The following is a 23,713-nucleotide window of genomic DNA, read 5'->3' on the forward strand; positions in this document are numbered from 1 at the left end:
GGGGACGCGCAGGTGGAGCACGCCATCATCTCCGGAGTCGCTCACGACGTCTCCGAAGCCAAGATCACGGTCGTCGGCGTCCCGGACAAGCCGGGTGAGGCCGCGGCGATCTTCCGCGCCATCGCGGATGCCGAGATCAACATCGACATGATCGTCCAGAACGTGTCGGCGGCCTCCACGGGCCTCACCGACATCTCCTTCACCCTCCCGAAGGCCGAGGGCCACAAGGCCATCGACGCCCTGGAGAAGGCGAAGGGGCAGATCGGCTTCGACTCCCTGCGCTACGACGACCAGATCGGCAAGATCTCCCTGGTCGGCGCGGGTATGAAGACGAACCCGGGCGTCACCGCCTCCTTCTTCCAGGCGCTGTCCGACGCGGGCGTCAACATCGAGCTGATCTCCACCTCGGAGATCCGGATCTCGGTCGTGACCCGCCAGGACGACGTGAACGCGGCCGTCATCGCGGTCCACACGGCCTTCGGCCTCGACTCCGACAGCGACGAGGCCGTCGTCTACGGAGGCACCGGACGATGAGTCCGCACCGGTCGGCCCCGGCCCCGGCGCTCGCCGTGGTCGGGGCGACCGGGGCGGTCGGATCGATCCTGCTCCAGATCCTGTCCCAGCGGGCGGACGTCTGGGGCGCCATACGCCTGATCGCCTCCCCGCGCTCGGCCGGCCGTGTGCTGGCCGTGCGCGGTGAGGAGACCGAGGTGCTCGCCCTCACCGAGGACGCCTTCGAGGGCCTCGGCGCGGGCGACGTCGTGCTCTTCCTGACCCCGGCCGAGGTGTCGGCGCGCTGGGTTCCCGTCGCCACCGCGCGCGGGGCCGCCGTGGTGGACCAGTCCGCCGCCTTCCGGGAGGACCCCGAGGTGCCGCTGGTGGTGCCCGAGGTCAACGCCCACGCCGTACGCAGCCGCCCGCGCGGGATCGTCGCGGGGCCCGACTGCGTGACCGCCGCGATGATCGCCGCCCTGGGCGCGCTGCACGCCGAGTACGGGCTGGCCGAGCTGGCCGTCTCCTCGTACCAGGCCGCGAGCCGGTCCGGCCGGGCCGGCGCGGAGGCGCTGCGCCGCCAGCTGTCCCTGGTCGCCGGGAGCCCGCTGGGCGAGCAGCCCGGGGACGTGCGCCGGGCCGTCGGCGAGGACACCGGGCCGTTCGCCGCACCGCTCGCGCTGAACGTGGTGCCCTGGTCCGGTGAGCTGCGCGCGGACGGCTGGTCCTCGCACGAGCTGGCCGTACGGGCGGAGACCCGGCGGATCCTGGGCCTGGAGGCCCTGCCCGTCTCGGTGACCTGCGTCCAGGTCCCCGTGGTGACCGGGCACTCCCTGACCGTACGGGCCCGCTTCGAGCGGGAGGTCTCGGCGGCGCACGCCCGGGAGATCCTGGAGACGGCCCCCGGGGTGGTCCTCGTGGACGATCCGGCGGCGGGGGAGTGGCCGACGCCGGCGGACGCGGCCGGTACGGACCCGGCCTGGGTGGGCCGGCTGCGGGGCTCGCTCGACGACGCCAGGGCCCTGGAGTTCTTCGTGTGCGCGGACAATCTCCGCAAGGGTGCCGCGCTCAACGCCGCCCAGATCTCGGAACTGATCGCGGGTGAATCCGCGTAATTCGCTTTGTAGGATCGGGTTCGATCCCTTGATCAAGGTGATGGCCCGACTGCCGCCTGGATAAATGGGGCAATCGGGAAGAGCGGGTACGCATGAAGGCAATGGGGAAATTGCTGAATACTCTGCCTCGCGCGTACAACCCTGACGGGGGGACGCGTGTCCAACGGGCGTGGCAGAGGCACTCTTGGACTTCGCCGTCGTACCGGCGCGCTCGGGGATCGTTCCCCCGCGCCGGCGCACCGGCGCATACGGCGGCTTTCCTGTGATCGTGCCCGTTCCGCAGGCAGGCCCTCCCGCCGCCGCGCCGCCCGTCGGGGCGATTCCGGGCGGCCGCGTGCCCTCGCCCCGCGATAGCGCGGAGCCGGTCGCCGCGCCCGGTCCCACCGCAGGCGGTCCCGCCGTCTCCGTGCCCGCCGCCGTGCCTGCCGGGGCCGTGCCCGCTGCCGCCGTGCCCGCCGTCTCCGTGCCCGCCGTCGGTGAGGCCGACGCGCCGCCGGTCGTGGCCGGGACCACCGTCGACCACCTCACCGAGACCTACCGGGCCCACTACCGCTCGCTCCTCGGCCTGGCGGCCCTCCTCCTCGACGACACCGCCTCCTGCGAAGACGTGGTCCAGGAGGCCTTCATCCGCGTCCACTCCGCCCGCAACCGGGTGCGCGACCGCGACAAGACCCTGGCCTATCTCCGCCAGACCGTCGTGAACCTCTCGCGCTCGGCGCTGCGCCGCCGCATCCTCGGCCTCAAGCTGCTGTCGAAGCCGATGCCGGACATGGCCAGCGCGGAGGAGGGGGCGTACGACCAGCTCGAACGGGACGACCTGATCAAGGCCATGCGCGGACTCCAGCGCCGCCAGCGCGAGGTGCTGGTGCTGCGCTATTTCGCGGACATGACGGAGGCCCAGGTCGCCGAGACGCTCGGCATATCACTCGGCTCGGTCAAGGCGTACGGATCGCGGGGCATTGCCGCGCTGAGGGTGGCGATGGAGGCTGCGCAGTCATGAGGGACGACCACGGGAACCTGCCGGGTGCCGCCGCTCCGGCACCCGGCGACGAGCAGGTGCTGCGCAGTCTGCTCGCCGGGGCCGTACAGGGCCTGGAGCCCTCCGAAGGGGCCCTGGAACGGCTGCGCCACGCGGTGCCCGCCCGCCGGGCCCGTAAACGGCAGGCCCTCGTCGGGGCGGCCGTGGCGGTAATCCTGGCCGGTACCGCGATCCCGGCGGCGCTGCACCTGGGCGACGAGGACGAAGGCGGTACCGCCGCCGGGCACTCGGCGATGGCCGGCCACGGCGAGGCCCCCGGCGCCCGCCCGGACGACGTGCACCACGGCGGCGCCGACGGCGGGACCCGCCCGCAGCCGGCGCGGCCCCCGGGCAAGGGGCAGACGCCCGGCGGCCCGGGGGAGCGGCCCTCCCCGCAGCCCGGCGGTTCCCCGTCCGGCGGTGTGTCGGCCGGCCCCTCCGGCAACGGAGTGCCCACCGCCGCCGTAGGCAACGGCCCCCAGCCTCCGGCCGGGGCGGCCGCGCTGGTCCCCGAATGCACCGCCGACCAGCTCGGAGTCGCCGGCAGCGCCCGCTCCCCCGAGGCCGACGGCAAGGTGTACGGCGGCTTCAAGGTCACCAACGTCTCCGCCCGGGGCTGCACCGTCACCGGCCCCGACACCGTGACGGCCGCCTCGGTGGCCCACGGCCCGCCGCCCGCACAGCCCCGGGGGGTGACCGTGACGGGGCATACGGCCGGAGACCCGGCCAGCGGGCTGCCCGACCCGTCGGCGGAGGCTCCCGAGGTGCTGCTCCAGCCGAAGCAGGCGTACGAGGTCCTCTTCGCCTGGGTGCCCTCCGCGCAGTCCTGTCCGGCGGCGCCCGCCCCCACGGCCACGACGCGGCAGCAGGACGGCGCGGCGCAGCGGCCGGCGGACCAGCCCGGCGGAAGCCCGGCGAACACCCCGGCCGGCACGGCCGCGGACGCACCGGCGGGGACCGGGGACACGGCGGGCGGAGCGAAACTGCCGGGCGGACAGGCCGACCCGGACCCGGCCGGAGTGGCCGTCTCCCACGCCCCGGCCACCGCCACGGGAGCCCCCGTCACCCAGGCCACCATCCCGCAGGCCTGCGGCGGCACGGTCTACCGGACGGGCCTCATTCCGCAGCCGGCGCCGTAGCGGAGGCGGCCGGGGCGGGAGCCGCCTGCTCCCCGGTCCCGGGCGCACCCGCCGGGGCCGCGGCGGGCAGCAGCCCGGCCTCGGCGTCGCGCAGGGTCTCCACCTCGCGCCGGTAGAGCCGGAACCACATGAAGAGCACGAAGGCGACGAAGACGAACCACTCGCCGGTGTAGCCGAGGTTCTGGAAGGCCTTCAGGTCGAGCCCGGTGTTGCTCGGCGCCCGCGCCGGGACGGGAACCATCCCGTCGGCCGGGGTCTGGACCGTCAGCCAGGCGTCGTAGAGGGGGTCCTGCACCAGGTTGACCAGCGTGGCCGACCCGATCACCCCGAGCTGCCCCGCCGGCAGCCCGCCCTGCGCGTGCACGCCCTTGGTGCCGGCGTTCTCCGAGGCCTGCAGGGCCCCGGTCACCTCGACGCGCCCGGCCGGCGGGGCCGGGGCCTTCGCCGCGTCGGCCGTGCCCGGAAGCCAGCCCCGGACCACCGGGACCGTCTTGCCGGAGTCGGTGCGCAGCAGGGTCAGCACGTAGAAACCGCGCTTGCCGTCGAGGTCCCGCTCGGGCACCAGCAGCTGCCGCCCGTACTCACCGGCCGCGGAGGCCAGCCGTCCGGAGGTCCTGGTGTCCACCGGCAGCAGCGAGTCCAGCGGCGCGGCCGCCTGCTCGGCGGGCCGCCCGGCGCTCGCCTCCTTGTGGCTGCCGACGCGGTCCTCGAACCGGCCGAGCTGCCAGGTCCCCATGAACAGGCAGAAGGGGATGGAGAGCGCGACGAAGACGTTGATCCCCCACCAGCGCGGGGTCAGGAGAAACCGGTGCACCCCACCAACGGTACGGGGGGCGCACCGGGAGCCCGGTGCCGGGTCAGCGCGGGAGACCCTGAGGCAGGTGCTTGAGGGCGAACTCCAGCTCCATCCGGACCTGCTTGATCCGCTCCTCCACCACCAGCGATCCGTGGCCCGCGTCATAGCGGTACACCTCGTGGACCGCGCCGCGCGCCACGAGCCGGTCGACGTAGTTGTCGATCTGCCGGATCGGGCAGCGCGGGTCGTTCACCCCCGCCGCGATGTGCACGGGCGCCTTCACCGCGTCCACGTAGGTCAGCGGAGAGGAGGCCTCGAAGCGCTCCGGGACCTCCTCCGGAGTGCCGCCGAAGAGGGTGCGGTCCAGGGACTTCAGCGCCTCCATCTCGTCGTGGTACGCCGTCACGTAGTCCGCCACCGGTACGGCGGCCAGCCCCACCGCCCAGTCGTCGGGACGCATCCCGATGCCCAGCAGGGTCAGGTAGCCGCCCCACGAGCCGCCGGAGAGCACCAGCCGCGCCGGGTCCGCGAGGCCGGAGGAGACGGCCCACTCGCGGACCGCCGAGATGTCCTCCAGCTCGATCAGGCCGACCCGGTGCTTGAGGGCGTCGGTCCACTCGCGGCCGTAACCCGTCGAGCCCCGGTAGTTGACCCGGACCACCGCGAAGCCGTGGTCCAGCCAGGCCGCCGGGGCCGCCGCGAAGGCGTCGGAGTCGTGCCAGGTGGGCCCGCCGTGGATCTCGAAGACCGTCGGGAACGGGCCCTCGCCGTGGCCCGCCGGCCGCTGCGCGAGCGCGTGGATCCGCCCGCCCGGGCCCTCCACCCACACGTCCTCCACCGGTACCGAGCCGGGCGGCCGGAACCCCGGCGGGTCCAGCACCACCCCGCCCGCGGTGGACCGTACGGAGGCCGGCTCGGCGGCCGAGGACCACTGGTACTCCACCGTCCCGTCGGGGCGCGCCGTGGCACCCGAGACCGATCCCGGGGGAGTGTCCACCCGTACGAGTTCCCGCGCGGCCAGGTCGTAGCGCCACAGCTCGTCGCGGGCCTCGTGGCTGTGCTCGATGAGCAGCGCCGTCCCGTCCGGGTACCACTCGGCGCTCACGTCGCCCGGGAGGTCGATCGCGAGGTCCTCCTGGGTGCCGGCCGCGACGTCCCACACCATCGGCTCCCAGCGGCCGCGCCGCTGGTGGCCGACCAACAGCCGGGTGTCCCCCTCGACGGGGGCGAAGCCGAGCACCTCCAGGCCCAGCTCCTCGGTGCCGCCGCGCGAGTCGTCCAGCTCGGCGACGGTGGCCCCGTCGAGGGTGACCACGCGCAGCGCCGAGTGCATCGCGTCGCCGTGCTCGGTGTGCTCGATCGCGATCAGCGTCCCGTCACGGGAGAGGTCGCCGACGCCCGCCGACTCGCGGTGCCGGTAGATCACCTCCGGGGCGCCGCCGGGCCTCAGGACGTGGATCGTCGAGCCGTCCTCGTCGGTGGACCGGCCGACGACGGCCGTCCCGTCGCGGCCGATGGCCAGCCCGGCGGGGTAGGAGGGGTCCAGTCCCGGCGTGGCGGGCTCGTCGGGGCCGCCCGCGAACGGCTGGCGGACCCAGGTGCCGAACTCGTCCCCGTCGGTGTCGGAGAACCACCAGATCCACTCGCCGTCGGGGGAGAGGGTGCCCTCGGTCGTGCCGTTGGGGCGGTCGGTGGCCTGGCGCTGCGTGCCGGTGGCGCGGTCCCAGGCGTAGAGCTCGTAGGTCCCGGTGGCGTTCGAGACGAAGAGCGAGCGGTCCGGGGCGTCCTCGGCCCATTCGGGGAGTCCCACGCGCGGGGCCCGGAACCGCTTCTCCCAGTCGGGCATCTCGGAAGCGGGCGTCCCGCCCGGGGTCAGATCGCTGTCGCTGCTGGTCATGCCCTCCATTCTTGCCCGACGTGCCGCCGGGATGCCGACGGCCGCGAACGGGCGCATGGTGGAGGACGTACGCCGAACGCTCCCCGAGAAGGTGTTGATCATGGCCAAGAAGGCCCGTACCGGCCACCACAGCCATCAGGACTCCGAGCAGGCGATGGCGAAGAACACGGCGGCCGAGGCACGCGCCAAGGCCGCGGGCAGGGACGCCCAGTCCCTCTCGGCGAAGACGCGCGGCATGCACCAGAAGGCACAGGCCAAGCGCGGCTGAGCCACGGCACCGGGCCAGAGTCCGTGTCGCACGCGAGCTGTGTTTCACGTGAGCTGTGTTTCACGTGAAACAGGGCCCGCGTGCGCCTAGCCTGGCGGCATGCGGATGATCGTCCGGGGCGCCCGGCTGCTGCACGAGCACGGTCTGCACGACGTGGAGGTCTCCGAGGACGGACGCATCGCGCGCGTCCTCCCGTACGACGACCAGAAGGAGCCGCCCGCGACGGGGGTCCTCATCGAGGCCCACGGCGGACTGCTCAGCGCCCCTTTCGTCGAGCCCCACATCTACCTGGACACCGCCCTGACCGCAGGGCAGCCCCGGCCGAACGCCTCCGGCACCCTGTGGGAGGGCATCGCCTGCTGGAGCGAACGCAAGCGGACCCTCACCCGTGAGGACGTGATCGCGCGGGCCACCGAGGTACTGCGCTGGCAGGCGGCCCAGGGCGTCCTCCACGTCCGCACGCACTGCGACGTCACCGACCCTTCGCTGACGGCCCTCGACGCCCTGCTGGAGGTCCGCGACCGGATCCGGGACGTGATGACCCTCCAGATCACGGCCTTCCCGCAGGAGGGCGTGGTCTCCTTCCCCGACGGGGAGGCGCTGCTGCGCGAGGCCGTCGCGCGCGGCGCGGACGTCGTCGGAGCGATCCCGCACTTCGAGGACACCCGCGAGGACGGGATCGCCTCCCTGCGGACGGCCTTCGCGCTGGCCGAGGAGCACGGGCTGCGGGTCGACGCCCACTGCGACGAGATCGACGACGAACAGTCCCGCTTCGTGGAGGTGCTCGCCACCCTCGCCCTGCGCACGGGCCTGCGCGAGCGGGCCACCGCCTCCCACACGACGGCCATGGGCTCCTACAACGGCGCCTACAGCCTCAAACTCCAGCGGCTCCTGTCCCGTTCGGGCGTCAACCTGGTCTCCAACCCCTTCGCCAACCTCAACCTCCAGGGCCGCTTCGACGCCTATCCCAAGCGGCGCGGCCTCACCCAGGTGAAGGAGATGCTGGCCGCCGGGGTCAACGTGGCCTTCGGCCACGACGACGTGATGGACCCCTGGAACGCGCTCGGCACCGCCAACCCCCTCCAGACCGCCCTCGTCGGCCTGTACGCGGCCCAGCTCACCGGGGCCGAGGAGATCCCGCTCGCCTTCTCGATGGTGACGGAGCGTGCGGCCCGCGTGCTCGGCCTGGGCGCGGACGAGTACGGGGTGGTGGAGGGCGCCCCGGCGTCCTTCGTCCTCCTCCCCGCGCCGACCCCCGAGGAGGCCGTCCGCCGCCAGGTCCGCCCCCGGTACGTGGTCGCGCGCGGCAGCGTCCTCGCCGAGACCCCGCCCGCACCGACGCGGCTGTGGTGGCCGGGGCAACAGGACCCGTCCGACGTGGACTTCACCCCGCCCCTTTAGGGTGCGGGGCATGACGTGGACCCTGCACAACCTTGACTCCGCCGCCGCCCGCCGCGCCTTCGAGATCGCCTCGGAGTACGCGGACGCCGCCCTGCTCAACCACTCCGTCCGCTCCTACGCCTTCGGCGCCGAGTACGCGCGCCGGCACGGCCTCTCCTACGACGCCGAGCTCTTCTACGTCAGCGCCCTGCTCCACGACCTCGGCCTGACCGCGCCGTTCGACAGCCACACCCTGCCCTTCGAGGAGGCCGGCGGCCACGTGGCGCGGCTCTTCACGGCGGGCCTGGGCTGGGACGCGGCCCGCCGGGCGCGGGCGGAGGAGGTGATCGTCCTGCACATGCGGGACGACGTCACCGCCGCCGAGGACGTCGAGAGCCACCTCCTCCAGGTGGGCACGAGCGCGGACGTCTCGGGCCTGCGCGTCCCCGACTTCGACCCCGCCTTCCGCACCACCCTCCTGACCGCCTACCCCCGCCTCGGCTTCGGCCCCGCCTTCCTCTCCCTCGTCGAGGACCAGGCGGCCCGCAAGCCCGACTGCGCGGCGGCCGCGTACGTCGCGGGCGGCGCGGCGAAGCGCATCGCGGCGAACCCCCTGGACGCGTAACCCGGCCCGGCCGCCACCCCGAAGGGTCCGCACCACCGGCCGGGGCCCCGCACCGTCCGACGGGGCGCGCGAGGTCGAGGACCTGGCCGCCGCCATGGCCGAACTGGAGGGCGCCGTCCGGGTGATGGGCATGTCCTCCGGCGCCGTCCTGGTCCCTGGAGGCCGCGGCCGGCGGCCTGCTCGTCATGGAAATGGCCTTGTACGGGCCGCCGTTCGTCGTAGAGGACAGCCGCCCACCGGTCCCCGACGGCTACATCGAGCGGCTGGACGCCCTGCTGGCCGCAGGCCGCCGTGAGGAGACCGTCGCCTACATGCTCACCACGGCCGTCGCCCACACCCCCGCCCACGCCGCCCGCGTGGTCGGCGACACCATGAAGGGCCGCTGCCGGCGGACCCCCGGGCGTCGGTCGCCACCCTTGCCCTCGCGGGCGCCCGGGCCCCCGCCGGCCCGCTGCCCGCCGGCACCCACCACACACGCTGGAAGGCCAGACCCACGGCGCGGACCCGGCCGTCCTCGCCCCCCGCGCTCGCGGAGTTCTTCGGCCGGGATCAGGTCCGCTGACCGGCGGGCTCCGCCGGCTCCCGGCGGACCCGCCCCACGGGCAGCAGCTCGGCGGTGACCAGACCGGCGACGGTCGCCAGGATCACCACCGGCGTCATCGACGGGCTGCCGATCAGCAGCAGCGCCATCACCGCGCTGCTGACCGGCAGGCGCAGCACGCTGGCACCCGCCGCGGCCAGCCCCGCCGCCACGGCCGGCACCACACCCAGGCCCGGCAGTGGTGACGCCAGCACCCCGGCGGCGGCCCCCAGGAACAGGGCCGGGAAGATCGGGCCGCCGCGTAGGGCGCCCAGGCACAGCGCGTACGCCGCCGTCTTGCACAGCAGGACGGCCACCAGCACCCCGATGCCCCAGGCGTGCGGATGCCCGACGAGCGAGGCCATCATGGCCTGCCCGGAGGAGGCCACCTCCTCCGGGGACCGCCCCGTGACCAGGGCGTAGACCGCCGCACACACCCCGGCGCCGAGCGCGCAGAGCGCCGTACGGACCACGGTCCGCCTGGTCACGAACGCCGCCACGGCCTGCCCCGCGCCCACCGTCAGCCGCAGCACCACCGCCACGGCCACGGCCAGCAGCAGCCCCCAGCCCACGTCCGCCGCGTCCAGCCGGGGCACCTCGTCGGGGATCTTGACGGTCAGGCCGCCGGTCTTCAGCCCGGTCCATCGCCCGAACCCGGTGAACACCAGCGCCCCCAGCCCGCTGGACAGCAGCGCGGGCAGCATGACGGCGACCAGCTGCGGCCCGCCCACGCCCACCACCTCGATCAGCAGCACCGCCGCGATCAGCGGGCTGCCGAAGATCGCCGCGATGGCGGCGGCCGCCCCCGCCACCCCCATCAGCACGCTGGCCTGCGGGGTCCCCGGCCCGCGCGCCAGGTCCCGCAGCAGCAGCGCGAGCCCGCCGCCCAGCGCGATCAGCGGCGCCTCGGGACCCAGCACCGCACCCAGCGGCAGGCTCGCGGTCGCGGCGAGCACCACCCCGGGCAGCGCCGAGGTCGACGCCCCGCCCACGGCCAGCCCGGCCGCCGGGACGTGCCCGCCCGCACCGGGCAGCCGGGACGCCACCCAGCCCACGACCGCCCCCGCGACCAGCAGCAACGGCAGCGGCCACCACCACGGCGGCGCGTCCCAGCCCAGCCCGTGCGGCAGGCTCTCCCACAGCAGGTGCTCCAGCTCGTGCAGCCCGGCCAGGAACCAGAAGCACACGAGCGACACCGGGATGCCGACCAGCGCGCACATCACCAGCGTCTTCCGGTACGCCGGCGTCTTCAGGAGCCCCCGCAGCAGTTCGGCCTCCGCCGGCTGGGTCGCCGTCATGGCCCGCTCCTTTCGGGCTGCCGGGACAGCCCGGTCTGGACCGCGCCCAGGAGCACCTTGGCGACGAGTCCCACCACGATCAGATCGGCCACCATCTGCACGGTGGTCAGCGCCCGCGCGGCCCCGTCGGCCGGCGCGATGTCCCCGAAACCCACGGTCGCGAACACCGTCACCGCGAAGTACAGGGCATCGGTCCGGCTCAGGGGCTCCGAGAACGAAGCGGGACGGTCCCGCGAGAGCAGGACGTACGTCGACGCGAACAGCACCAGGAACAACGGCACCGCCGCCGCCATCGCCTCCATGGCCCGCAGCCGCGGATGGACCGACCGGGCGATCGCGCCGACCTGCCGCAGGACCAGCCACCCGAAGAGCACCAGCCCCCCGGCCAGCGCCACGACGGCGACGGCCCCGAAGCCGTAGTCGAGCGGAGCCAGGTAGTACAGCCAGGTGATCAGCGCCATCACCCCACAGGCCCGCAGCAGGTGCCCCAGCACCAGAGCGCGCGAGGAGCCGCCGTACCCCATGCCCGCTCCTCCTCGCCGGCCGCCGACCCCCCTCCGGGCATTGCAGCACCCCGGGCCCCCACCCGCACCTCACGCGCGGCCACCCCGGTACCCCGGCCACGTGGGGGAACGCACAACAGCGAAGGGCCTGATCCACTGATGTGGATCAGGCCCTTCGCCGCAGCTCGTCAGCGCTGCAAGTGGTCGGCCCATGCCGTCTTGATCCGTTCCCCCTGATCTGCCGTGATGACGCCGACATCCAGTGCCACCGACACAAGATCCGCTCCGACCGCCAGCTTCACACTGGTGAAGGCGTCGTTCATGCGGTCCACGTTTCGAGGTGTGCCCACGTGCCCCATATCAAGGTCGCCAGGAAGGAAGTTGGCCACCTCGCCGTCGTGGTTCTCGAACGCGGCCGTGTCCATCCGCACATGGACCCGCTTCGTGCCAATGGTGACGACGGTCCCGTGAGACCCATGGTGAAACAGGGGCCTGTCGCTCGGCGCCCTGACCGTGACCTTGTCTCCGACCTTGAAGTTGCTCAGGGTCTTACCGCTACCGAACACGTACGTCCTCCCTTGGGCGTGTGCCTCACTTGACAGGTTTCGTGCCGCATGAGCTCAGGCGCCAGTTTTGCGGTAGTGCGCCTTGCAGAACTCGACCAGATCATCCGCGTGGATCGCGCCGTACTCTTCGGGGCGCAGCTTCTCGACAGCGTCGATGATCTGGTGAGCTGAGGCCGATCGGAGGCCTCTCGCACTGGCGTCATCACTGAGCGAGACACCCCAGTACTTCACGAGGACCGGACTCTCCTGAAAGCTGCGACAGGTCTGCGTATCACGTAGATCGCGGTCAGTGATCTCTACGTTCAGCCCCTCGGAGAGCGCCTCACGGGCGTACTCCAGAGCGGCCTCCAGATCGAGCGTGTAGAGGGTCAGCGGGCGCCCGTTGGGCTCACGAGGTATGGCCATGCCTGCACTCTACGAACCTCCTCAGGCAGGCGAAGTGGCTTCGGTGGAAGATCGCGATCTCCGCTCCACTGCCCTATGACCTGCCGTCACCAACTCGACCGCCGTCCGTCCCCTTGGCGATCGCCTAGCGATCGATTGATCAAGCGACTGCCGGGATGACGATGCCCTCCGTCTCCATGGGCTGCCCTGGTCGCTGTGGCACATCCGCCGGGTGTGGGTCACGACGGAAACCTTCTGGATTCCGAGAAGCGACGCTTCTTCGGCGCTCGCGTTCCGCGGCTCCGGCTGCTCGACGGCATGGCTGACGGTGACGCCCATCTCTCCCAGGTGGTCACGACTCCGACCCCTGGGTCCGGCCCACCTTCGGAAGCACAGACATGGGCGAGGAGCCACCCGATCCGGCGGGTGATCACGGCCGTCGACGGGATCGAGGCGAAGGAGTGGACGCCGCGCGAGCTGCCGCACAGCTTCGTGTCCCTGCTGTCTGATGAAGAGGCCCGCTCGAAAGGATCTCGCGGTTCGTCGGGCACTCTGGCGCGGCGGTCAGGGAGGCGGTCTACCGGAAGCAGCTCCACCCGGTGATCCAGAAGCGGGCGACGATCATGGACGGCATCTTCAGGGGCGATCCACAGATGTAGTCACTCAGTCAGACACTCAGCAAAAACAGGTGAGGCACCTAGCGAAATGGTAGGCGCCTCACCTGGTCTTACTCTGTCGGGGTGGCGGGATTTGAACCCACGACCTCTTCGTCCCGAACGAAGCGCGCTGCCAAGCTGCGCTACACCCCGATCGTCACCCTCGGCGTTTCCGCCTGGCGACATCGATTACTTTAGCGGACCCGGCGCCGGAGACGAAATCCGGTTTTCACAGGGGGCCGGCGGCGGTCCCCCGGCCGGTCCTAGGCCTTCGGGGCCAGGGTCAGGAGGGTCGCCTCCGGGGGGCAGGCGAAGCGGACCGGGGTGAAGCGGTTGGTGCCGCAGCCCGCCGAGACGTGCAGGTAGGAGCGCTCGCCCCCGGTCTCGTACGTGGACAGGCCCTTCACGCGCTTCGTGTCGAGGTCGCAGTTGGTGACCAGGGCCCCGTAGAAGGGGACGCACAGCTGCCCGCCGTGCGTGTGCCCGGCGAGGATCAGCGGGTAGCGGTCGGCCGTGAAGGACTCCAGCACCCGCAGGTACGGGGCGTGCACGACGGCGATCGACAGGTCGGCGTCCGCCTCCGGGCCGCCCGCGACCCGCTCGTAGCGGTCGCGCTTGATGTGCGGGTCGTCCAGGCCGGTGAACGCCAGCTCCATGCCGTTCAGCTTCAGCCGCCCCCGGGTGTTGGTCAGGTTCAGCCAGCCCGCCGCGTCGAAGGCGTCCCGCATCCCCTCCCACGGGTTGTGGACCGCGCCGACGACCGGCTTGTTGCCGTTGAGGCCGTGCCGGCCCTGGGCCTTCTCGATCAGGTAGCGGCCGGGGTTGCGCAGCCGGGGCCCGTAGTAGTCGTTCGAGCCGAAGACGTACACGCCGGGGAACTCCATCAGCGGGCCGAGCGCGTCGAGGAGCTCCGGCACCCCCTCGGTGTCGGAGAGGTTGTCGCCCGTGTTGACGACGAAGTCGGGGCGCAGCCCCGCCAGGGACTGGAGCCAGGCGCGCTTCTTGCGCTGCCCGCCGACCATGTGGATGTCCGACACCTGGAGCACGCGCAGCGGACGGGCCCCGGCGGGGAGCACGGGGACGGTGACCCGGCGCAGCCGGAAGGAGCGGGCCTCGAATCCGGCGGCATAGGCCACTCCCGCGGCCCCCACCGCCGCGATTCCGGCGGTGACCTTCAGGGGTACTCCGTAACGCGCGCGCATGGCCCCATGGTCGCAGACGCGGAAAACCGATGGGCGCCACAGCCCCCGTACCTGGCAGACTCAAGGGCATGACCACGCTCAAGGCCAAGCTCCAGGAAGACCTCACCACCGCCATCAAGGCGCGCGACGAACTCGGTTCGTCCACGCTGCGCCTGACCCTCGCCGCCATCACCAAGGAGGAGGTCGCGGGCAAGGAGGCACGCGTGCTCTCCGACGACGAGGTCCTCAAGGTGATCGCGAAGGAGGCGAAGAAGCGCCGCGAGGCCGCGGAGGCCTTCGCCCAGGGCGGCCGCGACGAGCAGGCCGCGCGCGAGACCGCGGAGGGCGAGTTCCTCGACGCCTACCTGCCCAAGCAGCTCGGTGACGACGAGCTCGACGCGATCGTGGCGCAGGCGGTCGAGGAGGCCAGGGCCGCGGGTGCCGAGGGGCCGCGGGCCATGGGCGCCGTCATGAAGATCGTGAACCCGAAGGTGGCGGGTCTGGCGGAGGGCGGCCGCGTCGCCGCCGCCGTGAAGAAGCAGCTGTCGTAACGCTCTCGTACGCGCTCCCGTAGCCAGGAGCGGACGGAGAACGGGGGAGGCCCCGGCCGGATGATCCGGCCGGGGCCTCCCCCGTCGCGCTCCTACTGGGTCTCGTTGCCGCCGATCAGGCCCGGGTCGGCGGGGAGCCCGGGGATCGGGTTGGTCGGCGGGTTGACCGGGGTGCCGCCCGCGCCGCCGGCCGCGGTACCGGGGCGGGTGTCGCCCGGCTTGCCGTCGCCGCCGGGCTTGCCGGGCTTCCCGGGCTTGCGCGGGACCGTCGGCTGGTTCGGGGTGTTGCCCCGGCCGCCTCCGCCGTTGTTCCCGCCGTTCCCGTTCCCGTTGCCGCCGCCGCCCGCGACCGAGGGGTCGGGGATGTGGACGTTCGCGAACGGCGGGGCCTCGCGGCCGGCCAGCGCGCCCGAGACCGCGTCCTTCCAGATCGGGCCAGGCAGGCCACCGCCGAAGACCTTCGGGTAGTACTGACCGCCGATGGTGATGTCCTCCATCGTGATCTTCTTCGCGCCGCCCGAGCCGACCCACACCGCGCCGGACATGTTCGGCGTGTAGCCGACGAACCAGGCGTTGTAGCGGCCGTCGGTGGTACCGGTCTTGCCCGCGTTGTCGCGGTCGCTCAGGCCGGCCTTCTCACCGGTACCGGAGTCGACCACACCGCGCAGCAGGTTGTTGATCGTGTCGGCCGTGTCCTGGGACATCGCCCGGTCGCACTTGCTCTTCGGCACCGCGAGCGCCTTGCCGTGGGCGTCGGTGATCGACTCCAGGGCGATCGGGGTGCAGTACACGCCCCGGTTGGCGAAGGTGGCGTAGGCGTTGGCCATCGTCAGCGGGGACATCTCGGCGGAGCCGAGCGCGATGGACGGCTCCTCGGGCAGCTTCACGCCGCTGGCCGGGACCACGCCGAGCTTCTGCGTCATCTCCGTCACCGGGCAGAGGCCGATGTCGGAGATCATCTGCACGAAGTAGGTGTTGATGGACTTCTCCATCGCCGTCTTCAGTGCGTACGGGCCGACCTCGTCCGCCGTCTCGTTCTCGGCGGTCTGCATCTTCCCGCCGGCCAGCGGCAGGTTCTGCCAGGGCGGCGAGCCCTCGCAGCGGGCCACCGGGCTCGGGTACTCCATCTTGTTCGGCGCCGAGTAGACCTTCGTCGGCTCCATGCCCTTCTCTATGGCCGCGGCCGCGATGAAGGGCTTGAAGGTGGAGCCGACCTGGAAGCCGAAGTTGGAGCCGCCCATCCGCTTGTCGACGGAGTAGTTGATCTGCGTCTCGTTCTTCCCGAAGCCGTACGGCTTGGACTGGCCCATGGCCAGGACGCGGCCGGTGCCCGGCTGGACCATGGTCACGGCCGTGGCGATCGAGTCGTCCTGGTTGACGTGGTCCCGGATCGAGTTGTTCGCGGCGTCCTGGGACTGCGGGTCCAGGGTGGTGCGGATCGTCAGGCCGCCCTGGTTCCAGATCTTCGCCCGCTCCTCGCGGGTCTTGCCGAAGACCGTGTCCGACAGGAAGGTGTTGCGCACGTAGTCGCAGAAGAAGCCCGCGCCCTTGACCGCGGTGATGCAGCCGTTCTTCGGGCGGGTCACCTTCAGGGTGACCGGCAGCTTCTTCGCCTCGTCCGCCTCGGCCTGCGAGATGTCCTTCACGTCGGCCATCCGCTGGAGGACGACGTTGCGGCGCTTCATCGCCTCCTGGGCGTCGTTCACCGGGTCGAACCGGCTCGGCGACTGGACGACGCCGGCCAGCAGCGCCGACTCGTCCAGGGTCAGGTCCTTGGCCGGCTTGCTGAAGTAGCGCTGCGCCGCGGACTCGATCCCGTAGGCCGCCTGCCCGAAGTAGGTGATGTTGAGGTAGTTCTCGAGGATCTTCTTCTTTCCGAGCTCCTCCTCGACCTGGATCGAGTACTTCAGCTCGCGGATCTTGCGGCCCAGGCTCTTCTGCTGCGCCTCGGCGACCTTGGCCGGGTCGTCGCCGGCCTCCTCGACGAAGACGTTCTTCACGTACTGCTGCGTCAGCGTGGAGGCGCCCTGTGCGGCGCCGCCCTCCTGCGCGTTGCGGTTGACCGCGCGCAGGATGCCCTTGAGGTCTACGGCGCCGTGCTCGTAGAAACGGGAGTCCTCGATCGCGACGATCGCCTTCTGCATGTACGGCGAGATGGCCGTGAGCGGGACCACCTGCCGGTCCCGCGAATAGACCGTGGCGATCAGGCCACCCTCGGCGTCCAGAATGGTGGTCCGCTGGCTCAGCGGAGGCGTCTTGAGATTGGCCGGGATCTCATCGAAGCCCTCGACGGTGCCCTTGGCGGCGAGACCCAGCGCACCGGCGCCCGGGATCGCGATGCCGGCGAGAACGACTCCGGAGAGAACCGACAAACCGAGGAACCTGGTGGCCTGCTGTGGCCCCGTGAGCCCTGCGCCCGAGCGCTTCTTTCCCATAGAGGGCAGCCTACGTTCTCATTCGCCGGACACGCGCGAATGCCTTGGCCTAAGCTGTCCCCAACTGTCACAGCAGTGCGGTGCGACATCAACCCTTCGGCTTGATTTTCACCCTTCCCGAATGGGGTGGACGCATGTCCGAATCTCGTCCTTCGCTCTGACGGCCGCTCACCGGCGCTTCCCTGATTTCACCCGAATCGCCGGAATGGCCGGGCATGTCGCCGGATCACTCCGTCGGGTGATCTGCCGCTTACCCATAGTCCGTTCGGACCATTCAAGATTGGGCCCGTCGGGGGTGTTGCACCGTCCCCGCCTTCCGTAACGTCCTCAACTGGCAGCGGTGAATATGCCGCTACCGCCGTGGGGGAGCCTCGATTCGGGAGAGGACGGCACCGGGATGGGCTGGGTAACCGACTGGAGTGCGCAGGCAGCCTGCCGCACTACCGATCCGGATGAACTGTTCGTTCAAGGAGCGGCACAGAACAGGGCCAAGGCGGTGTGCACCGGATGCCCGGTGCGGACCGAGTGCCTGGCCGACGCGCTCGACAATCGTGTGGAGTTCGGCGTGTGGGGCGGAATGACCGAGCGGGAACGCCGCGCCTTGTTGCGCAGGCGTCCCACCGTCACCTCGTGGCGACGGCTGCTCGAAACCGCTCGCACGGAGTACGAGCGCAGTACCGGCATCCTCACCGTGGATGTCGGCGCGGAGATCGACGTGGCGTACGAGACCTACGCGGCAGCCGGGTAACCACCCCGGCGCCGCGCCGGCTCCCTCGTACGTACGCTCAAGCTCCGGCCGGAACCCCGGCCGCGAGTCGCTCACCGATGGCCCGCAGCCCGGCGAGGTCGTGCACATCGCCGGGCAGGGCGGCCACTTCGGCCACCGCCACCTCGGGATGCAGCGAGGTGAAGCGGTCGCGCGTGCGCTGTTCCCGCGCGATCACCTGCATCCGCTCCGCGTGCAGGCGCAGCAGCCCCGCGGTGATCGCGTCAGCATCACCGGGACCACTCACACCCTCCGCGACTCCCGCGCCGTCCACCGCGCTTTCCACGACGGCGTCTTGCGCGTTCTGTACGTCCTGCGCGTTCGGTACGTCCTGTACATCGTGCACGTCTTGCGCGTCGTCCACGGCGGGGGAGCCGTCGTCGGCGGCGTCACGAAGTCCAGCTTTCCCGGACTCCTGATCGACAATGCCGCCTTCTTCAAGATTCTCTGCGGCCGCCAGCGCCCGCTCCGCCGACAGCTGCCGCGCGTCGCTCCCGTGCACCCGGTTCAGCACCAGGCCCGCCAGCGGCATCTTCTCCGCGGCCAGCCGCTCCACGAAGTACGCCGCCTCGCGCAGCGCGTCCGGCTCGGGCGCCGCGACCACCAGGAAGGCCGTGCCCGGCGCCTGGAGCAGGCGGAACGTCGCGTCCGCGCGGGTGCGGAACCCGCCGAACATCGTGTCCATCGCCGCCACGAACGTCTGCACGTCCTTCAGCAGCGAGGCCCCCATCAGCTTGCTCAGCGTGCCGGTCATCATCGACATGCCGACGTTCAGGAACTTCATCCCCGCCCGCCCGCCGACCTTCGCCGGAGCCATCAGCACCCTGATGAACTTCCCGTCCAGGAAGGACCCGAGGCGCTTGGGCGCGTCGAGGAAGTCCAGCGCGGACCGGCTCGGCGGGGTGTCCACGACGATCAGGTCCCAGTCGTCCTTCGACCGCAGCTGGCCCAGCTTCTCCATCGCCATGTATTCCTGCGTGCCCGCGAAACCGGCCGACAGGGACTGGTAGAAGGGGTTCGCCAGGATCGCCCGCGCCCGCTCGCCGTCGGCGTGCGCCTCGACGATCTCGTCGAAGGTCCGCTTCATGTCCAGCATCATGGCGTGCAGTTCACCGCCGTCGCCGTCCACGCCCTCGACCCTGCGCGGGGTGTTGTCCAGCGAGTCGATGCCCATCGACTGCGCCAGCCGGCGCGCCGGGTCGATGGTCAGCACCACCGCCTTGCGCCCGCGCTCGGCGGCGCGCACGCCCAGGGCCGCGGCCGTCGTGGTCTTGCCGACCCCGCCCGCGCCGCAGCACACGATGATCCGGGTCTTCGGGTCGTCCAGCAGCGCGTCGACCGCCAGCCGCTGCGGCGTGTCCAGCCCCATGGTGTTCCCGCCCTCACTCATTCGGCGTCCGCCTGTTTGCGCAGCTCCGTCGCCAGCTCGTACAGCCCGGCCAGCTCCATCCCCGAGCCGAGCAGGGGGAGTTCGTACGTCGGTACGTCCAGCCCCGCCAGCACCGCGCGCTGCTCCCGTTCCAGCTCCACCCGGCTCGCGTGCTCGGCGGCCTGCGCCAGCAGCGGCTCCACCAGCCGTTCCGCCAGCCCGCCCCGGCGCGCCCCGCCGAGCCCGGCCCGGGACAGGGCCTTGGCGATCTCGGGCCGCCGGCCCTCCGCGGCCGCGCGCAGGGTGTCCTCGTCCAGGTGGTGCGGGCGCACCATGTTGACGATGACGCGCCCGAACGGAAGTCCGGCCGCGCGCAGTTCGTCGATCCCGTCGGAGGTCTCCTGGACGGGCATCTCCTCCAGCAGGGTCACCAGGTGCACGGCGGTGTCCGGGGACTTGAGCACCTTCATGACGGCCTGCGCCTGGTTGTGGATCGGCCCGAACCGGGCCAGCCCCGCCACCTCGTCGTTGACGTTCAGGAAGCGGGTGATCCGCCCGGTCGGCGGCGCGTCCATGATCACGTGGTCGTAGACGAACCGTCCGGCCTTGTCCTTGCGCCGCACCGCCTCGCACGCCTTGCCGGTCAGCAGGACGTCCCGCAGACCGGGTGCGATGGTGGTCGCGAAGTCGATGGCCCCGAGCTTCTTCAGGGCGCGCCCGGCCGACCCGAGCTTGTAGAACATCTGGAGGTAGTCCAGCAGCGCCCGTTCCGCGTCGATGGCGAGCGCGTACACCTCACCGCCGCCCCCGCCGGGCGCGACCGCGATCTTCCGCTCCTCGTAGGGGAGCGCTTCCGTGCCGAATAGCTGTGCGATGCCCTGCCTGCCCTCGACCTCCACGAGTAGAGTCCGCCTGCCCTCGCGCGCGAGGGCCAGCGCGAGTGCGGCGGCGACCGTGGTCTTGCCGGTGCCGCCCTTGCCGCTGACCACCTGGAGCCTGCTCACAACCTCCGAGCCTAACCACTCCCGCTCAGGCGTTACGCTCGCCCCCATGACCAAGAAGTTCGAATACGCGACGGTCCCCCTGCTGGTCCACGCCACCAAGCAGATCCTGGACACCTGGGGCGAGGACGGCTGGGAGCTCGTCCAGGTCGTGCCCGGCCCGAACAACCCCGAGCAGCTCGTGGCCTACCTCAAGCGGGAGAAGGCATGAGCGGCGCCGTCGACGCCCGGCTCGCCGAGCTCGGCCTGACCCTCCCCGAGGTCGTCCCGCCGCTGGCCACGTACCAGCCGGCGGTGCGCTCGGGCGCGTACGTGTACACCGCGGGCCAGCTCCCGATGGTGCAGGGCAAGCTCCCGCTGACCGGCAAGGTCGGCGCGGAGGTCTCGCCGGAGCAGGCCAAGGAGCTGGCCGCGACGTGCGCGCTGAACGCGCTGGCCGCCGTGAAGTCCGTGGTCGGTGACCTGGACCGGATCGCCCGCGTGGTGAAGGTCGTCGGCTTCGTCGCCTCGGCCCCCGACTTCACGGGGCAGCCCGGCGTGCTGAACGGCGCCAGCGAGCTGCTGGGCGAGATCCTCGGCGAGAAGGGCGTGCACGCCCGCAGCGCGGTCGGCGTGGCGGTCCTCCCGCTGGACGCGCCGGTCGAGGTCGAGATCCAGGTGGAACTCACCCCGGACGCCTGACCGGGCACCGGCGGGGCCGTGACCGGCCCCGCCGGCGTCTGAGGCGCGGGGACCGGGCGGAGCCCCCGGGAAACAGGGGCCCCTCCCAGCGGCCCCGGCCGGGAGGGCCTCGAACATCGGGCCGGATGGTCGTAGCATCCGGCCATGCCGAATGGTCAGCACGGTCAGCCCTCGCCCGAGCCCCCCGCCGGAGGCCAGTGGTACCCCCCGGAGTGGCCCGCCCGCATCCGCGCCCTCGCGGAAGGCGCCCTCACCCCGGCGGAGCCCAGGCGCGCCGCCACGGTGATGCTGCTCCGCGACACCCCCGCCGGCCCCGCCGTGCACATGCTGCGCCGCCGCGCCTCCATGGCCTTCGCCGGCGGCGCCTACGCCTACCCCGGCGGCGGGGTCGACCCCCGCGACGAGGACCACCGCATCGGCTGGGCCGGCCCGGACCAGGAGGCGTGGGCGGCCCGCCTCGGGACCGACGCCGCCACCGCCCAGGCGATCGTCTGCGGCGCGGTCCGCGAGACCTTCGAGGAGGCCGGCGTCCTCCTCGCCGGGAAGACCCCCGACACCGTCGTCGGCGACACCACCGGGGACGACTGGGAGGCCGACCGGGAGGCCCTCGTCGGCCGCGAGCTGTCCTTCGCCGAGTTCCTCGACCGCCGCGGCCTGCTGCTGCGCTCCGACCTGCTCGGGGCGTGGGCGCGCTGGATCACCCCCGAGTTCGAGCCCCGCCGCTACGACACCTGGTTCTTCGTCGCCGCCCTCCCGGAGGGCCAGCGCACCCGCAACGCCTCCACCGAGGCCGACCGGACCGTCTGGATCCGCCCCCAGGACGCCGCCGCCGGCTATGACGCCGGCGAGCTGCTGATGATGCCGCCCACCATCTCCACCCTGCGCTCCCTGGAGCCGTACGGGGCCGCCGCCGACGCCCTCGCGGCGGCCGGCGCCCAGGACCTCACGCCGGTCCTGGCCGAGGCCGCGCTGGAGGACGGCGTGGTCGTCCTCAGCTGGCCGGGACACGACGAGTTCACCAAGCGCGTCACCCTCGGAGGAGGCCCCGCATGACCGACGCAGCCGCCCTGCCCGGCCAGCCCCGTGGAACGGTCGTCTCCGGACCGGCGACCGCCCGCGCGGTCAACGTCCTGGCGCCCAACCCGTCGGCCATGACCCTGGACGGCACCAACACCTGGCTGGTCTCCGAGCCCGGCTCCGAGCTCGCCGTCGTCATCGACCCGGGCCCCCTCGACGAGGCCCACCTGCGCGCCGTCATCGCCACCGCCGAGCAGGCCGGCAAGCGCGTCGCGCTCACCCTGCTCACCCACGGCCACCCCGACCACGCCGAGGGCGCCGGCCGCTTCGCCGAGCTGACCGGCACCAAGGTGCGCGCCCTGGACCCCGCGCTGCGCCTGGGCGACGAGGGCCTGGCCGCCGGGGACGTGATCCGCACCGGAGGCCTGGAACTGCGCGTCGTGCCCACCCCCGGGCACACCTCGGACTCCCTGTGCTTCCACCTGCCGGCCGACCGGGCCGTGCTCACCGGCGACACGATCCTGGGCCGCGGTACGACGGTCGTCGCGCACCCCGACGGCCGCCTGGGCGACTACCTGGACTCCCTGCGCCGCCTGCGCTCCCTCACCGTCGACGACGGGGTCCACACCGTGCTGCCGGGCCACGGGCCGGTCCTGGAGGACGCCCAGGGCGCCGTGGAGTACTACCTGGCCCACCGCGCCCACCGGCTCGCCCAGGTCGAGACGGCGGTGGAGGACGGCCTCCTGACCCCCGAGGCCGTCGTCGCCCACGTCTACGCGGACGTGGACCGCTCCCTGTGGCCCGCCGCCGAATGGTCCGTCCGCGCCCAGCTCGAGTACCTTCGAGATCACGGACTGATCCCGGGGGGACCTGAATGAACACGCTCTACGTCCTGCTGGCCCTGCTCGCCGCAGCGGGGTGGATCACCTCGACCGTGACGCTGCGGATGCGGGCCCTCCAGGACCGGGCGGACCGGCTGGAGCGGCGGCTCGGCCTGGTCCTGGACCACCTGGGCATCGAGGAGCCGGAGCCGGCCGGGCTGGACGCCGTACGCGCGCTGATGCGCGAGGGCCGGACCGTCTCGGCGATCAAGGCCTACCGCGAGATCACCGGCGCGGGCCTGGCGGAGGCCAAGAAGGCCGTCGAGTCCCTCGACCTCAAGGTCTAAGCCTCCGGGCGCGGGGCCTTCGTGCCGTGCCGGGCCCCGTACTCGGCGGCCAGCCACGGCCCGAGGTCGTCCAGGTACCGGCGCGCCACGGCCGGGTCGTCGACCGGGGCCAGGGCCACGGCGGCCGCCTCCCGCAGCTGCGCGGCCCGCTCCGGGTGGTAGCGGCCGAAGACCTCGGCGGACTCGGTGAGGTCGCTCGTCCAGCCGCCCCACTCGGGCATGACCATGGTGAAGGCGGTCCGCACCAGGTGCCGGGAGAAGAACCGGTTCATCCGGCGGAACTCGGCCGGCTCCGAGGCGGCCTCGAACCGGGCCCGCCACCGGGGCAGCAGGGCGGCCAGGTCGCCGTTGGTCTCGCGGGCGAGCAGGCCGTCGGGACGGTACCGGGGCAGGTGCTCGGCCAGGTCGGGGCCGAGCAGCGGGGTGCACAGGCAGGCCAGGAACCAGCCCAGGTCGTATCGTTCCCGCTCGCTCAGCAGCCGTTCCTTGCCGTACAGCAGGATCCCGACGCCGTCGATCTGCGGGAAGTCCTGGTCGAGCCCGCGGCCCAGCACCTCGGCCGTGTCCCGGTCCTCGGCGGCGGGCTCCCGGTGCAGGGCGATCAGCAGGTCGAGGTCCGAGCGCCCGGGCCGGGCGGTGCCGCGCGGCACGGAGCCGTACAGGTAGGCGCTGTGCAGCCGGTTGCCGTACGCCTCCACGAGGCGGCCCCGCGCGGCGGCGACGAGGTCCGCGAAGCCGGGCTGGATCCGCCCGAGGGAACCCTCCCGCTCGATGTACCCGTCCGCGTCCAGCCCTCTGTGGTCCATGGGCCCCACTCTGCACGCCGT

25 protein-coding genes, 1 tRNA gene and 2 pseudogenes are annotated in these 23,713 nt (G+C 72.6%); 15 read left to right on the forward strand and 13 right to left on the reverse strand.

Annotated elements, in window-relative coordinates; all coding sequences use genetic code 11:
• From ABT403_RS17075 to ABT403_RS17090, 4 genes are all read left to right on the forward strand, one after another.
• On the forward strand, positions 1 to 534 hold a 534-nt coding region (locus tag ABT403_RS17075; RefSeq protein WP_351649201.1), incomplete at its 5' end, for an ACT domain-containing protein.
• A complete protein-coding gene (locus tag ABT403_RS17080; protein ID WP_344169401.1) occupies positions 531 to 1,607 on the forward strand; it encodes an aspartate-semialdehyde dehydrogenase in 1,077 nt (358 codons plus the stop codon). The genes ABT403_RS17075 and ABT403_RS17080, both read left to right, overlap by 4 nt.
• 448 nt (positions 1,608 to 2,055) lie before the next feature.
• A complete protein-coding gene (locus tag ABT403_RS17085) occupies positions 2,056 to 2,607 on the forward strand; it encodes a SigE family RNA polymerase sigma factor (protein WP_344169891.1) in 552 nt (183 codons plus the stop codon).
• Positions 2,604 to 3,764, forward strand: coding sequence for a hypothetical protein (locus ABT403_RS17090; protein WP_344169404.1), 1,161 nt, complete (start codon positions 2,604 to 2,606; stop codon positions 3,762 to 3,764). Before ABT403_RS17085 ends, ABT403_RS17090 begins: the two co-directional genes overlap by 4 nt.
• Here the strand turns inward: ABT403_RS17090 and ABT403_RS17095 are convergent.
• Both ABT403_RS17095 and ABT403_RS17100 read right to left on the reverse strand, forming a co-directional pair.
• Complete coding sequence (locus ABT403_RS17095) at positions 3,742 to 4,578, reverse strand: SURF1 family protein (protein ID WP_344169407.1); 837 nt, start codon at positions 4,576 to 4,578, stop codon at positions 3,742 to 3,744. The two genes, ABT403_RS17090 and ABT403_RS17095, sit on opposite strands and share 23 nt — an antisense overlap.
• A 43-nt stretch (positions 4,579 to 4,621) precedes the next feature.
• A complete protein-coding gene (locus ABT403_RS17100) occupies positions 4,622 to 6,466 on the reverse strand; it encodes a S9 family peptidase (protein ID WP_344169410.1) in 1,845 nt (614 codons plus the stop codon).
• On the opposite strand from ABT403_RS17100, the gene ABT403_RS17105 reads away from it, so the two are divergent.
• The 3 genes from ABT403_RS17105 (at position 6,456) to ABT403_RS17115 (ending at position 8,730) form a co-directional block, all read left to right on the forward strand.
• The gene (locus ABT403_RS17105) at positions 6,456 to 6,725 is read left to right on the forward strand and encodes a hypothetical protein (protein ID WP_344169413.1); all 270 of its coding nucleotides are present in this window, start codon (positions 6,456 to 6,458) and stop codon (positions 6,723 to 6,725) included. The genes ABT403_RS17100 and ABT403_RS17105 overlap by 11 nt on opposite strands.
• A gap of 99 nt (positions 6,726 to 6,824) precedes the next feature.
• A complete protein-coding gene (codA, locus tag ABT403_RS17110) occupies positions 6,825 to 8,126 on the forward strand; it encodes a cytosine deaminase (protein ID WP_344169416.1) in 1,302 nt (433 codons plus the stop codon).
• Positions 8,127 to 8,136: 10 nt separating this feature from the next.
• Positions 8,137 to 8,730: an HD domain-containing protein gene (locus ABT403_RS17115; RefSeq protein ID WP_344169419.1), complete on the forward strand. Its 594-nt coding sequence runs from the start codon at positions 8,137 to 8,139 to the stop codon at positions 8,728 to 8,730.
• Positions 8,731 to 9,279: 549 nt separating this feature from the next.
• Here the strand turns inward: ABT403_RS17115 and ABT403_RS17120 are convergent.
• From ABT403_RS17120 to ABT403_RS17140, 5 genes and pseudogenes are all read right to left on the reverse strand, one after another.
• Complete coding sequence (locus tag ABT403_RS17120) at positions 9,280 to 10,608, reverse strand: chloride channel protein (protein WP_344169422.1); 1,329 nt, start codon at positions 10,606 to 10,608, stop codon at positions 9,280 to 9,282.
• A complete protein-coding gene (locus tag ABT403_RS17125; protein WP_344169425.1) occupies positions 10,605 to 11,132 on the reverse strand; it encodes a potassium channel family protein in 528 nt (175 codons plus the stop codon). Before ABT403_RS17125 ends, ABT403_RS17120 begins: the two co-directional genes overlap by 4 nt.
• A 167-nt stretch (positions 11,133 to 11,299) precedes the next feature.
• Positions 11,300 to 11,677, reverse strand: a complete 378-nt coding sequence (locus ABT403_RS17130; protein ID WP_344169428.1) for a hypothetical protein — start codon at positions 11,675 to 11,677, stop codon at positions 11,300 to 11,302.
• 54 nt (positions 11,678 to 11,731) lie between these two features.
• Positions 11,732 to 12,082: a hypothetical protein gene (locus ABT403_RS17135; RefSeq protein ID WP_344169431.1), complete on the reverse strand. Its 351-nt coding sequence runs from the start codon at positions 12,080 to 12,082 to the stop codon at positions 11,732 to 11,734.
• Between the two features lie 139 nt (positions 12,083 to 12,221).
• A pseudogene (locus ABT403_RS17140) lies at positions 12,222 to 12,459 on the reverse strand (UTRA domain-containing protein); the annotation flags it as partial.
• A gap of 37 nt (positions 12,460 to 12,496) precedes the next feature.
• Here ABT403_RS17140 and ABT403_RS39035 point away from each other — a divergent pair.
• Positions 12,497 to 12,720, forward strand: a pseudogene (locus ABT403_RS39035) (site-specific integrase); the annotation flags it as partial.
• 76 nt (positions 12,721 to 12,796) lie between these two features.
• Here ABT403_RS39035 and ABT403_RS17145 read toward each other — a convergent pair.
• Both ABT403_RS17145 and ABT403_RS17150 read right to left on the reverse strand, forming a co-directional pair.
• Positions 12,797 to 12,870: transfer RNA gene (locus ABT403_RS17145), tRNA-Pro, on the reverse strand.
• A 110-nt stretch (positions 12,871 to 12,980) separates the two neighbouring features.
• Positions 12,981 to 13,919 carry a metallophosphoesterase gene (locus ABT403_RS17150; RefSeq protein WP_344169434.1) on the reverse strand — a complete coding sequence of 313 codons (939 nt, stop codon included), beginning with the start codon at positions 13,917 to 13,919 and terminating at the stop codon, positions 12,981 to 12,983.
• A 68-nt stretch (positions 13,920 to 13,987) separates the two neighbouring features.
• On the opposite strand from ABT403_RS17150, the gene ABT403_RS17155 reads away from it, so the two are divergent.
• A complete protein-coding gene (locus ABT403_RS17155) occupies positions 13,988 to 14,449 on the forward strand; it encodes a GatB/YqeY domain-containing protein (RefSeq protein ID WP_344169437.1) in 462 nt (153 codons plus the stop codon).
• A gap of 92 nt (positions 14,450 to 14,541) precedes the next feature.
• Here the strand turns inward: ABT403_RS17155 and ABT403_RS17160 are convergent, their stop codons facing one another.
• A complete protein-coding gene (locus ABT403_RS17160) occupies positions 14,542 to 16,884 on the reverse strand; it encodes a transglycosylase domain-containing protein (protein ID WP_344169440.1) in 2,343 nt (780 codons plus the stop codon).
• Positions 16,885 to 17,281: 397 nt separating this feature from the next.
• Between ABT403_RS17160 and ABT403_RS17165 the strand changes: the two genes are divergently transcribed.
• Positions 17,282 to 17,632 carry a WhiB family transcriptional regulator gene (locus ABT403_RS17165; protein ID WP_052713450.1) on the forward strand — a complete coding sequence of 117 codons (351 nt, stop codon included), beginning with the start codon at positions 17,282 to 17,284 and terminating at the stop codon, positions 17,630 to 17,632.
• A gap of 37 nt (positions 17,633 to 17,669) precedes the next feature.
• Here ABT403_RS17165 and bagB read toward each other — a convergent pair whose 3' ends face one another.
• Positions 17,670 to 19,019, reverse strand: coding sequence for an ATPase BagB (bagB, locus tag ABT403_RS17170; protein WP_425580347.1), 1,350 nt, complete (start codon positions 19,017 to 19,019; stop codon positions 17,670 to 17,672).
• A 17-nt stretch (positions 19,020 to 19,036) separates the two neighbouring features.
• Positions 19,037 to 20,023 carry an ATPase BagA gene (bagA, locus tag ABT403_RS17175; RefSeq protein WP_344169448.1) on the reverse strand — a complete coding sequence of 329 codons (987 nt, stop codon included), beginning with the start codon at positions 20,021 to 20,023 and terminating at the stop codon, positions 19,037 to 19,039.
• Between the two features lie 46 nt (positions 20,024 to 20,069).
• On the opposite strand from bagA, the gene sp36 reads away from it, so the two are divergent.
• From sp36 to ABT403_RS17200, 5 genes are all read left to right on the forward strand, one after another.
• Positions 20,070 to 20,231, forward strand: a complete 162-nt coding sequence (sp36, locus tag ABT403_RS17180) for a Sp36 family protein (protein WP_007264966.1) — start codon at positions 20,070 to 20,072, stop codon at positions 20,229 to 20,231.
• A complete protein-coding gene (locus ABT403_RS17185; RefSeq protein WP_344169453.1) occupies positions 20,228 to 20,701 on the forward strand; it encodes a RidA family protein in 474 nt (157 codons plus the stop codon). Before sp36 ends, ABT403_RS17185 begins: the two co-directional genes overlap by 4 nt.
• Positions 20,702 to 20,845: 144 nt before the next feature.
• On the forward strand, positions 20,846 to 21,754 hold the full coding sequence (locus tag ABT403_RS17190; RefSeq protein WP_344169456.1) for an NUDIX hydrolase: 909 nt from the start codon (positions 20,846 to 20,848) through the stop codon (positions 21,752 to 21,754).
• Positions 21,751 to 22,596 carry an MBL fold metallo-hydrolase gene (locus tag ABT403_RS17195; RefSeq protein WP_344169459.1) on the forward strand — a complete coding sequence of 282 codons (846 nt, stop codon included), beginning with the start codon at positions 21,751 to 21,753 and terminating at the stop codon, positions 22,594 to 22,596. The genes ABT403_RS17190 and ABT403_RS17195 overlap by 4 nt, the downstream gene beginning before the upstream one ends.
• On the forward strand, positions 22,593 to 22,886 hold the full coding sequence (locus ABT403_RS17200; RefSeq protein WP_344169462.1) for a ribosomal protein L7/L12: 294 nt from the start codon (positions 22,593 to 22,595) through the stop codon (positions 22,884 to 22,886). Before ABT403_RS17195 ends, ABT403_RS17200 begins: the two co-directional genes overlap by 4 nt.
• On the opposite strand, the gene ABT403_RS17205 is transcribed toward ABT403_RS17200, so the two are convergent.
• Positions 22,883 to 23,692, reverse strand: coding sequence for a nucleotidyltransferase domain-containing protein (locus ABT403_RS17205; protein WP_344169465.1), 810 nt, complete (start codon positions 23,690 to 23,692; stop codon positions 22,883 to 22,885). The two genes, ABT403_RS17200 and ABT403_RS17205, sit on opposite strands and share 4 nt — an antisense overlap.
• Between the last annotated feature and the right edge of the window lie 21 nt (positions 23,693 to 23,713).

The sequence above is a fragment of the Streptomyces sp. NPDC000075 genome, assembly GCF_040301925.1.
Classification (GTDB): domain Bacteria; phylum Actinomycetota; class Actinomycetes; order Streptomycetales; family Streptomycetaceae; genus Streptomyces; species Streptomyces polychromogenes.

Bases quoted from the DNA above. Each gene is read 5' to 3' on its own strand.
- ABT403_RS17080 (WP_344169401.1), top strand. From the start codon at position 531: ATGAGTCCGCACCGGTCGGCCCCGGCCCCGGCGCTCGCCGTGGTCGGG.
- ABT403_RS17090 (WP_344169404.1), top strand. From the start codon at position 2,604: ATGAGGGACGACCACGGGAACCTGCCGGGTGCCGCCGCTCCGGCACCC.
- ABT403_RS17105 (WP_344169413.1), top strand. From the start codon at position 6,456: ATGCCCTCCATTCTTGCCCGACGTGCCGCCGGGATGCCGACGGCCGCG.
- ABT403_RS17100 (WP_344169410.1), bottom strand. From the start codon at position 6,466: ATGGAGGGCATGACCAGCAGCGACAGCGATCTGACCCCGGGCGGGACG.
- codA (WP_344169416.1), top strand. From the start codon at position 6,825: ATGCGGATGATCGTCCGGGGCGCCCGGCTGCTGCACGAGCACGGTCTG.
- ABT403_RS17115 (WP_344169419.1), top strand. From the start codon at position 8,137: ATGACGTGGACCCTGCACAACCTTGACTCCGCCGCCGCCCGCCGCGCC.
- ABT403_RS17120 (WP_344169422.1), bottom strand. From the start codon at position 10,608: ATGACGGCGACCCAGCCGGCGGAGGCCGAACTGCTGCGGGGGCTCCTG.
- ABT403_RS17125 (WP_344169425.1), bottom strand. From the start codon at position 11,132: ATGGGGTACGGCGGCTCCTCGCGCGCTCTGGTGCTGGGGCACCTGCTG.
- ABT403_RS17135 (WP_344169431.1), bottom strand. From the start codon at position 12,082: ATGGCCATACCTCGTGAGCCCAACGGGCGCCCGCTGACCCTCTACACG.
- ABT403_RS17150 (WP_344169434.1), bottom strand. From the start codon at position 13,919: ATGCGCGCGCGTTACGGAGTACCCCTGAAGGTCACCGCCGGAATCGCG.
- ABT403_RS17155 (WP_344169437.1), top strand. From the start codon at position 13,988: ATGACCACGCTCAAGGCCAAGCTCCAGGAAGACCTCACCACCGCCATC.
- ABT403_RS17160 (WP_344169440.1), bottom strand. From the start codon at position 16,884: ATGGGAAAGAAGCGCTCGGGCGCAGGGCTCACGGGGCCACAGCAGGCC.
- ABT403_RS17165 (WP_052713450.1), top strand. From the start codon at position 17,282: ATGGGCTGGGTAACCGACTGGAGTGCGCAGGCAGCCTGCCGCACTACC.
- bagB (WP_425580347.1), bottom strand. From the start codon at position 19,019: ATGGGGCTGGACACGCCGCAGCGGCTGGCGGTCGACGCGCTGCTGGAC.
- sp36 (WP_007264966.1), top strand. From the start codon at position 20,070: ATGACCAAGAAGTTCGAATACGCGACGGTCCCCCTGCTGGTCCACGCC.
- ABT403_RS17185 (WP_344169453.1), top strand. From the start codon at position 20,228: ATGAGCGGCGCCGTCGACGCCCGGCTCGCCGAGCTCGGCCTGACCCTC.
- ABT403_RS17190 (WP_344169456.1), top strand. From the start codon at position 20,846: ATGCCGAATGGTCAGCACGGTCAGCCCTCGCCCGAGCCCCCCGCCGGA.
- ABT403_RS17195 (WP_344169459.1), top strand. From the start codon at position 21,751: ATGACCGACGCAGCCGCCCTGCCCGGCCAGCCCCGTGGAACGGTCGTC.
- ABT403_RS17200 (WP_344169462.1), top strand. From the start codon at position 22,593: ATGAACACGCTCTACGTCCTGCTGGCCCTGCTCGCCGCAGCGGGGTGG.
- ABT403_RS17205 (WP_344169465.1), bottom strand. From the start codon at position 23,692: ATGGACCACAGAGGGCTGGACGCGGACGGGTACATCGAGCGGGAGGGT.